Below are 13,508 nucleotides of genomic sequence, written 5' to 3' on the forward strand. Positions count from 1 at the left end.
GGAACGTTTTTACTTCAAGGATGAAGCTCGACAGGAGGTCGGGTCTTACAACTCAATCTGGATGAGGTGCCAAAATGGCTGCGTTGACAGGGAACGTTGTCTCTTTAAATGGGGATGTGATTGCTGTATCAGGTAACGGAACCGAGCGCCAACTAGAGGTTGGTGATGGGATCTTTTCAAACGATCAAATTCGGACCACCTCTGATAGTCGTGTTCAGCTTGTTTTTACCGATGGTGAAACACTGACCCTCAGCGCGGGTGATACCTGGGCCGGTGCAGATATGGATTCGGCCGTTCAAGCTGAAGCGGTCGGAACAGTTAGCATCGTTAGTGGATCAGTTGTGGCGGTTGATGCCAGCGGCAGTGAACGTGTGCTGTTTGCCGGTGACCTTATCTACGCCGATGAATTGATTCGAACCGGCCCTGATGCCCGGGTCGAAATCTCCATGATGACGGGAGAGTCCGTCGCCCTCGATAGTAGTCAGAGTTGGCTTGCTTCCGCAGATACCTTCACGCCCGCAGATCAGTTTGATAACAGCTCGGCTACCGCAGATCCTCAAAGCTTCCAGGATGTGGACGATATCCAGGCGGCGATCCTGGCAGGTCAGGACCCTACAGCTATAGGTGAAGCTACTGCTGCCGGCGCCCCCGGTGCTGGGGCGTTTGCTGGTCCCGGAGGTAATGAGGGTGCTGACTTCGTTATCCTTTCCCGGACGGCAGGGGAAGTTGACCCGACTGCGGGATATCAGACTGATGGGATCGGGTTCACTGTTGAACAGCCCGAGGGCGAGGAGGGAGTGGTCGAGCCTGATCCCGTTCTGTTTGAGGCAGTCATCTCGCTTAGCGATATTACGCTTAATGAAGGCAGCGGTTCGGGCGCTATATCGGCGACTCTCTCAGAGCCTGTTACTGGACGCCCAGTAGTTATTACCCTGGATAATGGCTCTGTCATTACCATTCCGGTAGGAGAGACAACGGGTGAGTCTACCCCGTTTGAGATTCAGGGTGATGATCCTTATATCGATGGCGAGAGCTACGAAGTCGGTATCAGCAGCGTTAGCGGCGGTAACTTCGAAGCGCTGGACTCTAGCGATACGGCTACCGTAACCATCGATGACACCATTGATACTACTGTCATTACGCTGTCAGATGTCACGGTCGATGAAGGTAGTGGCTCGGCCAGCATCGGCGCAACCCTGGGTGCTCCGGTCACTGAATCTCCATTGGTGATCACCCTGGATAACGGTGCCACCATCACCATCGGAGTGGGTGAGACCTCCGGCACTTCCGAGCCCTTTGACGTGCAGGGCGATGACCCGTATGTCGATGGTGAAAGCTACGCAGTCGGTATCAGCAGCGTTAGCGGTGGTAACTTTGAAGCCCTGGATAGCAGCGATACCGCCACTGTCACCGTCAATGACACCATCGATACTACTGTCATTACTCTTGGTGATATCAGTGTTAGCGAAGGCAGCGGGACGGCCAACATCAGCGCCACCATTGAGTCTCCCGTAACCGAGAGCCCGCTGGTCATCACCCTGGATAACGGCGCCACTATCACCATCGGTGTCGGTGAAACCTCCGGCACTTCCGAGCCCTTCGATGTGCAGGGTGATGATGTCTACGTGGATGGCGAGAGCTATGAAGTGGGTATCAGCAGCGTCAGCGGCGGTAACTTCGAAGCCCTGGACTCCAGCGATACCGCCACCGTGACCGTCAATGACACCATTGATACCACCGTTATTACGCTCGGCGACATTAGCGTGAACGAAGGCAGTGGTTCCGCCAGCATCAGCGCAACCCTGGGCGCGCCGGTCACTGAAAGTCCGTTGGTCATTACCCTGGATAACGGTGCCACCATCACCATCGGAGTGGGTGAGACCTCCGGCACTTCCGAGCCCTTCGATGTGCAGGGTGATGACCCGTATGTCGATGGTGAAAGCTACGCAGTCGGTATCAGCAGCGTTAGCGGTGGTAACTTCGAAGCCTTGGACTCCAGCGATACCGCCACCGTGACCGTCAATGACACCATCGATACCACCGTGATTACGCTCTCGGATGTCACGGTTGATGAAGGCAGCGGTTCGACCAGCATCAGCGCTACCCTGGGGTCTCCCGTAACCGAATCACCACTGGTCATCACCCTGGATAACGGTGCCACCATCACCATCGGAGTGGGTGAAACCTCCGCTACGTCCGAACCCTTCGATGTGCAGGGTGACTATGTCTATGTGGATGGCGAAAGCTACGCAGTCGGTATCAGCAGCGTTAGCGGCGGTAACTTCGAAGCCCTGGATAGCAGCGATACCGCTATCGTCACCATTAACGACACCATCGATACGACTGTGATTACCCTCGGTGATATTACCGTTAATGAAGGCAGCGGTTCCGCCAGCATTACGGCGACTCTGGGGGCCGCGGTCACTGAATCCCCATTGGTCATCACCCTGGATAACGGTGCCACCATTACCATCGGTGTGGGGGAAACCTCCGGCACCTCCGAACCGTTCGACGTGCAGGGCGATGATGTCTATGAGGATGGCGAAAGCTACGCAGTCAGTATCAGCAGCGTCAGCGGCGGCAACTTCGAAGCCCTGGATAGCAGCGACACCGCTACCGTGACCGTCAATGACACCATCGATACCACGGTCATTACGCTGTCAGATGTCACGGTCAACGAGGGCAGCAGCTCAGCCAGCATCAGCGCCACCCTGGGGTCTCCCGCAACCGAATCACCACTGGTCATCACCCTGGATAACGGCGCCACGATTACCATCGGTGTGGGTGAAACCTCCGGCACTTCCGAGCCCTTCGATGTGCAGGGTGATGACCCGTATGTCGATGGTGAAAGCTACGCAGTCGGTATCAGCAGCGTCAGCGGCGGTAACTTCGAAGCCCTGGACTCTAGCGATACGGCCACTGTCATCGTCAATGACACCATCGATACCACCGTGATAACGCTGTCGGATGTCACGGTCGATGAAGGCAGCGGGACGGCCAACATCAGCGCCACCCTGGGGTCTCCCGTAACCGAATCACCACTGGTCATCACCCTGGATAACGGTGCCACCATCACCATCGGTGTCGGTGAGACCTCCGGCACTTCCGAGCCGTTCGCTGTGCAGGGTGACGATGTCTATGTGGATGGCGAGAGCTACGAAGTGGGCATCAGCAGCGTCAGCGGCGGCAACTTCGAAGCCTTGGATAGCAGCGACACCGCTGCCGTGACCGTCAGTGACACCATCGATACCACGGTCATTACGCTGTCAGATGTCACGGTCAACGAGGGCAGTGGTTCCGCCAGCATCAGCGCCACCCTGGGGTCTCCCGTAACCGAATCACCACTGGTCATCACCCTGGATAACGGTGCCACCATTACCATCGGTGTCGGCGAAACCTCCGGCACCTCCGAACCGTTCGATGTGCAGGGTGACGATGTCTACGTGGATGGCGAGAGCTACGAAGTGGGCATCAGCAGCGTCAGCGGCGGCAACTTCGAAGCCTTGGATAGCAGCGACACCGCTGCCGTGACCGTCAGTGACACCATCGATACCACGGTCATTACGCTGTCAGATGTCACGGTCAACGAGGGCAGTGGTTCCGCCAGCATCAGCGCCACCCTGGGGTCTCCCGTAACCGAATCACCACTGGTCATCACCCTGGATAACGGTGCCACCATTACCATCGGTGTCGGCGAAACCTCCGGCACCTCCGAACCGTTCGATGTGCAGGGTGACGATGTCTACGTGGATGGCGAGAGGTATGAAGTGGGTATCAGCAGCGTCAGCGGCGGCAACTTCGAAGCCCTGGATAGCAGCGATACCGCCACTGTCACAGTGAATGACACCATTGATACCACCATTATCACGCTCGGCGACATTAGCGTGAACGAAGGCAGCGGGACGGCCAGCATCAGCGCCACCCTGGGGTCTCCCGTAACCGAATCACCACTGGTCATCACCCTGGATAACGGCGCGACCATCACCATCGGGGTCGGTGAAACCTCCGGTACTTCCGAACCGTTCGATGTGCAGGGTGACGATGTCTACGTCGATGGCGAGAGCTACGAAGTGGGCATCAGCAGCGTCAGCGGCGGTAACTTTGAAGCCCTGGATAGCAGCGATACCGCCACTGTCACTGTGAATGACACCATTGATACCACCGTTATCACGCTCGGTGATATCAGTGTTAGCGAAGGCAGCGGGACGGCCAGCATCAGCGCCACCCTGGGCGCGCCGGTTACTGAAAGTCCGCTGGTCATCACTCTGGATAACGGCGCCACCATCACCATCGGTGTCGGCGAAACCTCTGGCACTTCCGAGCCCTTCGATGTGCAGGGTGACGATGTCTATGTGGATGGCGAGAGCTACGAAGTGGGCATCAGCAGCGTTAGCGGCGGTAACTTCGAAGCCTTGGATAGCAGCGACACCGCTACCGTGACCGTCAATGACACCATTGATGCGGTCACTGCGACGTTGAGCACCTCCACCGAGGAAATCTCGGATGAGGGGGGAGAGATCACTTACACCATTCAGCTCTCTGGATCTCCGGGAGATATCGATCCAAATCAGAATCTGGTGTTCCAGTTGGCCAGTGGTGAAACGATCACCATTCTCGCGGGAGAGACAAGCGGTTCAGCGACGATCAGTTACAGCGCAGGCGATCTTGGCAGCCAGGACGAGCTTTCCAACAGTATTGTCGGAGTAAGCTCAGGTGGGGCTGAATATGAGCGCCTGGTGACAGCAGGTGAAACCAGCGTTCCGGTGATTGATGGCAATACTGATCCGGAGTTCGACAAAGATTCATTCGATGCCTCCTACTCGGAGAACAGCGGCACGATGGCGGTATTGACCACTGTGTCGGCCAGTGATGAAGACGGCGATACATTGACGTACAGCATCAGCGACAATCAGACCGATGCGTTCGATAACGACCTGTTTACCATCAACAGTGCAACGGGCGAGATCAGTTTGACCGATGCGGGGTTTAAGTCCTTTGCGAATGATTTCGAGGCCGGCCCCAATGAGCATGTGATCACGGTGGTCGCCGCAGACGGTAAAGGCGGCTCTACGGAAATTGAAGTCACGCTGTCTGAAGAAAATCTGCCGGACCTGCATCTCTTTGGTGACAATGATGACAACACCTTGGACACCCTAGGCGGTGACAACGATATTCTCGTCGGTGATGTAGGCGGCGTTACCTCGGTGGAGCAGACTCAGGATTACCATATAGCGCTGATACTCGATGTATCAGGCAGTATGAATGACCATGACCGGGACTTGGTTCAATACAAAGCTGCAGTTGAAGCTTATATTGATACGTTGAGTGGCTATGCTGATGGAGTTGTCAGTCTGGGGTTGGTGACATTTTCTGACTACGCCACCGATGCTGAGCCGTTCGATCTGTCTACACCCGCAGGTGTCGCGGCCGCGAAAGCTTATGTGGCTGAAGTGCTGGTGGCGGATGGGAATACCAACTATGAAGCCGGATTGGAAAAAGCCTACGATTGGCTCAGTGCCGTCGACGGTGATGCCATCAACCAGACGGTCTTTGTATCAGACGGGCTTCCTAACCGGTTTCTCGATAACAACGGGGTCGTGCACTGGGACTACTTTTCTGGCGGAACAGCTCCCCTGGAGAATGCGACAGGCACTTTCTCCGGCTATGGGAGCGTGTTTGGTCCGGATAACATCAGCGAAGTGGACCTCCTTAAATCACTTGGTACCGTTTATTCCATTGGGGTCAGCATTACAGATCCGGACAGTGCTCAGGCGGGCGCGCTTAACACGGTGGCGACCGGTGAGTACATCCCTCTGGATGATGTGACTTCCCTGGGTGACACGCTGGTGGGGTTGGCGCCGGTCTCTAACCTCGATGCTGTGGGTGCGGATCTGATCGAAGGCGGCATGGGGGATGATCTCATCTTCGGTGATGCGCTTAATACTGACACGCTCGCCCGGACCCAGGGAATTGATCTTCCAAAGGGTTCAGGACACGACGTATTTCAGGCTCTGGAGAACGGAGAAGGTAGCGATACTGGCTGGACTCGTGAAGATACGCTCGCCTATATCCGTGATAATCACGCCGAGCTTGCAGAGGAAAGTGGTCGCGATGGTGGCGATGACATCCTGATCGGTGGGATAGGCAACGATATTATCTATGGACAGGAGGGTGACGATATCCTGATCGGTGGTGCGGGTGACGATATTCTCTCCGGTGGTTCTAGCGCCGATACCTTTGTCTGGCAAACGGGGGATTCCAACAGTGATTCGCCTGCTGAAGATCGGGTGCTCGACTTCAGTGTGGATGAAGGGGACGTGCTTGATCTAAGCGATCTGCTGCAAGGCGAGTCTTACGCAGTGGATGGCAGCGGTGATATCGAAGCGACAAGTGTTCAAGCCTTGCTGGATAATTACCTCGAGCTCACCGAGAGTGGCGGTAACGTGGAAGTTGCAATCAAGTCCGGGGGAGCGGGCACAGATGTGGATCAGAAGGTTGTGCTTGAAAACACGTCATTTAATGAGTTGGCAGGGTCACCCGGATCCTCTGCATCAGACGCCGATGCATTGGCAGCCCTGATTAATAATGGAAACCTCTCTATCGACCAGTCCTGATCGTTGAGCTCAGAAAGACCGAAGCCCGCCTTTATCCGGCGGGCTTTTTCGTTATTTGTCTGTATGAGATCACGCTTATGTACCAGGGTACAGTACCTTCTAAATCAGAAACTGCTTAACTGGCATTAGACGCATGGTTATTTGAACGCTTTGCCTGCCGACAAAACGGTACGGAAAAAGTATGGCCGTGACTGGCATGGAATGCCTTACTGCGATGGGCAAGGACGCACCTTTGGTTCGAAGTATAAGAGCTATATCAGAGGTGGATCATGTCAGACGTAATTGGAACAGTCTCTTTCCTGCAGGGCACGGCCGTTGCAGTTTCTCCCGATGGAACGGAACGCCCTCTGGCGCTGGGTGATTCCATCCTGTCCGACGATGTTGTTCGGGCTGCGGAAGACAGTCGTATTGAAGTCACGCTCACCAACGGTGAAGCTGTTGCCCTTTCCAGCGGTGATAGTTGGGTAGCAGCAGATGCGGGTATCGGTACTGAGGGTCTCCTGCCCCAGGAAGCCGGTGAAGTCATCGGCAGTGTTACCGCCGTAAGCGGCACTGTGGTTGCTGTTGCTGCTGATGGCTCTGAAAGAATTCTCATGGCCGGCGATCTTATCTACGCCGACGAAGTTATCCGCACCGGTCCAGATTCCCGTATTAACCTCACGCTTGAAGTGGGTGGCCCCGTCGTCCTTGAAGGCGGTCAGAGCTGGCTCGCGTCCAGCGATACCTTTACTCCTGCTGATGAGTTTGACACCAGCGAAGCCGTGACTGACGGTGAGTCCTTTGGCGACATCGATGCAATCCAGGCAGCAATCCTGGCGGGTCAGGACCCGACCGCTGTTGGTGAAGCGACTGCTGCAGGTGCTCCAGGTGCCGGAGCCGGCGGTGCCGGTGGACCTGGCGGTAATGAAGGTGCGGACTTTGTAGTTGTTAACCGTTCCGGTGGCGAAGTCGACCCGACTGCTGGTTACGATACCATCGGAATCAGTTCCTCTGTCGAACAGCCGCAGGGCGAAGAGGGTATTCTTGTTGAAGATCTGCCCACCGTCAGCGTTGAAGTCAGCGTCGATACCCCGACGGATCCTACCGATCCTACTGATCCCACTGACCCGACCGATCCTACTGTGCCGGACACCCCGACCGAAGATTATCCTGTGTTGGTCAGCGGTAATAACGTCAGCATTCTGGAAGGCTCAGACCCTGGCAGTGCCAAAGAGGTAACCTTTAACCTGGTATTGAGCCAGGCCTACGACCAGGATGTCACCGTGACCTACCAGCTTGGTGGTGGTGATGCGACCTACGGAGACGACTGGTATGACGGCAGCATTGGGCCGCAGTCCGTTGTTATCCCGGCTGGTACTACCTTTATCCCGGTGACCGTTTATATCCAGCAGGACAAACTGGATGAAGGTAATGAAACCTTCGGTATTCAGCTGCTGAGCGCAGATAACGCGACCGTTAACCCGGATGCCGCCAGCGGTACCGTGACCATCTTTGATGACGATACTACGCCGGTGGCTATCGATGACTCCGCAAACCTGAGTGAAGGTGTCAGCGTCTCCGGCAACGTTCTGCCGAACGATACCGATGAAGATGGCGATGCCGCTGCAGGTAACCTTTCCGTAGTTATTCCTACCGGTTCCCAGATTCAGCTCAGCAATGAATACGGTGATCTCAGCATCGCCGCTGACGGTTCTTACACCTTTGTTCTGAATGATGCCGGGCTTGCGGCGCAGACAGCGCTGGATAGTGGTGAATCCCTGGCGGTCGTGTTTGAAAACGCCTACCAGGTCACCGACGGTGTTAACCCGGGCAGCTTTGCTGATGTCACCATCAACGTTGCCGGTGAGAACGATACGCCGGAAATCACTGCCAACCCGCTGGCCGATGGCAGCGCCGATGTGGTTTACGAAGCTGGCTTGCCGGCTGGCTCCGATGCCGCTTCTGCGTCCGAGTTTGCCTACGGTACCTTCTCTGTTTCTGATCCGGATGGTCTCGACGACCTGCAGAGCGTCACCATCAACGGCACGACTGTTGCCTTGGCTGCATTGGCGGGTACCAGCTTTGCTGGAGAGCACGGCACGTTTACCGTCACCACCTACAATGCCGCCACCGGCGTGGCGACTTATGAATATGAACTGACTCAGGCTACCACCGATGAAGCAGGTCCTGAGCAGGATACATTCACTCTGACGGTATCGGACGGCACAGTAAGTTCAGCGCCTGCCAGTATCGTTGTTGAAATTATCGACGACGTTCCGACTGCCAAGGATGATGGCTCTACCACTGCTGAAGATACTCCGGTTACCGTTGACGTTCTGAGTAACGATATCCAGGGTGCTGACGGTGCTACTGTAACCAGCATCGTCTCCACCACAGGCATCGGTTCTGCAGTTGTGACCGGTACCGACAGCGTGACTTACACCCCTGCCGCGGGTGAAGAGGGCAGCATCGAGGTGGTGTACGAAATCACCGACGCCGATGGCGATACCTCTCAGGCCACTCTTACCATCACCATTGGAGAAGACTCCGAGCCGACCATCAGCGTGGCTAACGCCAGCGTTGACGAGACCGGCGGTCTGGACTCCGATACCCAGTCGTTCAGCACCAACTACGGTAACGACAGCGCCGGTACCCTGGCATTGAGCGCCGCTGGTGCGACCTGGGATGGCGTGGACACCCTGACAGCCGATAACGGTGACTGGCAGATCGTCGTCAATGGCGATGGCACCTACACCGTGACTCAGCTGCAGGTGATGACGCACCCGGACGCCAGCGATCCGAACGATGCGATCGTGGTAAGCGTGACCGCTGATATCACCGATAACGAAGGTGATCCGGCGCAGGATGTATTCACCGTAACCTTCCTGGATGACGGCCCAATCGCGGTTAATGACAGCACAAGCACTGTGGAAGATACGCAGGTGACCTATAACGTGCTGGCTAACGACACCCAGGGTGCCGATGGCGCTACCGTGACCAGCATCGTCTCCACTACCGGCACGGGCTCTGCGGTTGTGACCGGTACCGACAGCGTCACCTACACCCCTGCCGCGGGTGAAGAGGGCAGCATCGACGTGGTCTATGAGATCACCGACGCCGATGGCGATACCTCTCAGGCCACCCTCACCATTACTATCGGTGAAGACTCCGAGCCGACCATCAGCGTGGCTAACGCCAGCGTTGACGAAACTGGCGGTCTGGACTCCGATACCCAGTCGTTCAGCACCAACTACGGTAACGACAGTGCCGGTACCCTGGCGTTGAGCGCTGCCGGTGCTACCTGGGATGGCACTACCAATACACTGGCTGCCGATAATGGTGACTGGCAGATCGTAGTTAATGGCGACGGCACCTACACCGTCACCCAGCTGCAGGCCATGACTCACCCCGATGCCAGCGATCCGAACGACGCGGTTGTGGTAAGTGTGACCGCCGATATCACTGATAATGAAGGTGATCCGGCGCAGGACGTATTCACCGTGACCTTCTACGATGATGGTCCGACCGCCGTTAACGATAGCGCCGGTACAGATGAAGACTCCGCTGTCACCTACAACGTACTGGCCAATGACATCCAGGGCGCTGATGGCGCTACCGTAACCAGCATCGTTTCCAACAGCGGTGCTGGCTCCGCGGTTGTGACCGGTACTGACAGCGTGACTTACACCCCCTCAGCGGGTGAAGAGGGCAGCATCGATGTGGTCTATGAGATCACCGACGCCGATGGCGACACATCTCAGGCCACTCTGACTATTACGATTGGACCTGATTCCAAACCGGAAATTGAAGTCGATAACGCTGTTCTTGATGAGACCGGCGGTCTGGATTCGGTGACCGAAGACTTCTCCACCTCCTACGGCAACGACAGTGCCGGCACACTGAGCCTCAGCGCCACCGGTGCAACCTGGAATAACGCAACTCAGACGTTGGCCGCGGATAACGGTGACTGGAAAATCGTCGTCAATGGCGACGGAACCTACACGGTCACTCAACTGCACGCTATGTCCCACCCGGATGATACCGACCCGAATGATCCGATCGTTGTAGATGTAACGGCGAATATCACCGACAACGAAGGCGATCCGGCGCAGGATAACTTTACGGTTACCTTCCTGGATGACGGTCCGAGCGTCATCGCAGGCGTGGTAGCCGATGCCGACATCACGCTGACCACCCAGGATGCCGACACCCTTGGTGGCCCGGACAGCGATACTGCGAGCTTTGCAGCGGCGATGCTGGCTGCCGTCACACCGACCTACGGTGCAGACGGTGCAGGCAGCACCAGCCTGAGCGGTTACAGCCTGAGCATCACTGGCGGTAACGGTACCGACTCTGGCCTGACCAGCGGTGGAGAAGCGATCACCCTGAGCCTGGTAGGCGGTGCCGTGGTTGGTAGCACTGTGGGAGCGGGCGAAGTGTTCCGTATCAGCGTGGATGGCAGCGGCACAGTCACCCTGACTCAGACCGCAGCGATCGATCACCTGCCGGAAGACGTGGACGCCACGAACGACAACACCAACGTGTCACTGGCGAACGGTCTGGTCAGCCTGAGTGCGACCGCGACCGTGGTGGACAGCGATAACGACACAGCGACCACCACCGTGAGCGTGGACCTGGGCAGCAACGTCAGCTTCGACGACGATGTGCCGAGTGTCATCGCAGGTGTGGTAGCCGATGCCGACATCACGCTGACCACCCAGGATGCCGACACCCTTGGTGGCCCGGACAGCGATACTGCGAGCTTTGCAGCGGCGATGCTGGCTGCCGTCACACCGACCTACGGTGCAGACGGTGCAGGCAGCACCAGCCTGAGCGGTTACAGCCTGAGCATCACTGGCGGTAACGGTACCGACTCTGGCCTGACCAGCGGTGGAGAAGCGATCACCCTGAGCCTGGTAGGCGGTGCCGTGGTTGGTAGCACTGTGGGAGCGGGCGAAGTGTTCCGTATCAGCGTGGATGGCAGCGGCACAGTCACCCTGACTCAGACCGCAGCGATCGATCACCTGCCGGAAGACGTGGATGCCACGAACGACAACACCAACGTGTCACTGGCGAACGGTCTGGTCAGCCTGAGTGCGACCGCGACCGTGGTGGACAGCGATAACGACACAGCGACCACCACCGTGAGCGTGGACCTGGGCAGCAACGTCAGCTTCGACGACGATGTGCCGAGTGTCATCAATCCCGAGAATGCTTACTTGGTCAACACTGCTAGCAACTCGCTGTCTGGGCTGCTGGATATAGATGGTCAGGTAGAAGATAACTATGGTGGCGATACTGAGGGTACAGTTCATTTCTCTTCATCGTTGGATGGAACTGCCGCGCTGAATTCAGCTGGTGTACAGATGACTTCTGGCGGTTTGGACATTACCTATAGCGTATCTCCGGACGGTTCGTTGCTGACTGGGTCTACCGCGGCTGGAGTGATATTCACTATCTCGCTCAGCGTCGATGATTATGGACAGGATACCTATCAGCTGAACTTGGTCGGTACTGTGGATGGAGGCTCTGTCGATATAGACTTTAACGATGGAGGCTATAACTTTGTCGGTGGTAACGGCGGCTGGGCTGGCTTTGCGACTGGGACAAAGTCTGGGCAGGCTATCAATGATGACGATAACGATAGCCCCGACCTGCTGCTTACACCGATTAATGCCGGTTCGGTCAATACAACTGCTAATACAGGGGGCGTAGATAACTCCTTCGTGGATGGCGGAGAAGGTATGCGTATCGATTTCGTTACTGACCTGTGGGGCAACCCGCAGGGAACTGACTACGATACCGATCCTGCTGATCGTGACCACTATTTCGATGGCCACTATATGGTCAATGGTGCCTCTGCGATGTTTGAGGCAGCTACGGATGCGACTGTGACGATGGAGGCGTTCGATGATGATGATAGTGGTGATACTGTGGGGACGCCGGGGAGCGTCGGTAATGGAGTTGCCGACACAATTACGGTAGTAGGCATCAGTTATAACAATGAAACAGTTCAGATCTCCTCAACTGTTGCAGGTATAGGTGCTGCATATAACGTTATTGTGGGACTCCATTCATTCGACGTTATCTTTAACGCCAACGGCACAGCCAGTGTTGAGGGTGTTACGGAAGGGACTGTGTTGTCAGCCTTTACGGCGAATGGTTACAACAGCCTTGAGTTTACCAATACTGGTACAGATAACTTTCAGATCGGGGACTTTGGTACCACTGCTCTGCTGCCAGGTGAACCGGTAGAGTTCAGTGTGCCGGTCCAGGTTATCGATGGTGATAACGATACGGCTGGTGGCAACATAGACATCCTCCTGTTGCCGGAAGGTACTGAAGACTACTCTGACAGTGTATCCGGCGTTGTTGCGACAACTAACGCTGCCTCCCCGGATATTATCGGTTCTGAGCAGTCCGATACTCTTACAGGTGATTCTGAAGCCAACATTCTTGTAGGGGGTGGCGGTGATGACTCCCTCAGTGGGTTGGCGGGCGACGACATTCTTATCGGTGGAGAAGGCAACGATATCCTCACCGGCGGCGCCGATGCCGATATCTTCGTCTGGAATGCCGGTGATGAAGGTGGTGTTGGGGCAGGTAACTCCGCTGTTGATACAGTGACTGACTTCAACACCGGAGAAGGAGATGTGCTTGATCTGGCGGATCTGTTGGTTGATGAAACTGAAGCTACAATCGATCAATACATCTATGTAGACGATAATAACGTTGATAAAACTACCCTCTATATCAGCACTACAGGTGGAATGGGCGGCGCAGGCAACGCTACTGATGCTGCCGCTGCTGCAGATCAGGTCATTGAGTTGGATGGCGTAACAGGAGAGGACCTCAGTACCTTGATTAGCAACGGCAACCTGAACGTCGATAATAGCTAATCATTGAGTTAGAAAT

2 protein-coding genes are annotated in these 13,508 nt (G+C 56.1%); both read left to right on the forward strand.

Annotated features, from left to right (window positions below):
• Positions 1–281 precede the first annotated feature (281 nt).
• Positions 282–6,614, forward strand: a complete 6,333-nt coding sequence (locus CLV83_RS01990) for a retention module-containing protein (RefSeq protein ID WP_279387514.1) — start codon at positions 282–284, stop codon at positions 6,612–6,614.
• Positions 6,615–6,883: 269 nt separating this feature from the next.
• Positions 6,884–13,492, forward strand: coding sequence for a retention module-containing protein (locus tag CLV83_RS01995; RefSeq protein WP_132286774.1), 6,609 nt, complete (start codon positions 6,884–6,886; stop codon positions 13,490–13,492).
• The last annotated feature ends 16 nt before the right edge of the window (positions 13,493–13,508 follow it).

This window comes from Marinobacterium mangrovicola (assembly GCF_004339595.1).
GTDB lineage: Bacteria > Pseudomonadota > Gammaproteobacteria > Pseudomonadales > Balneatricaceae > Marinobacterium_D > Marinobacterium_D mangrovicola.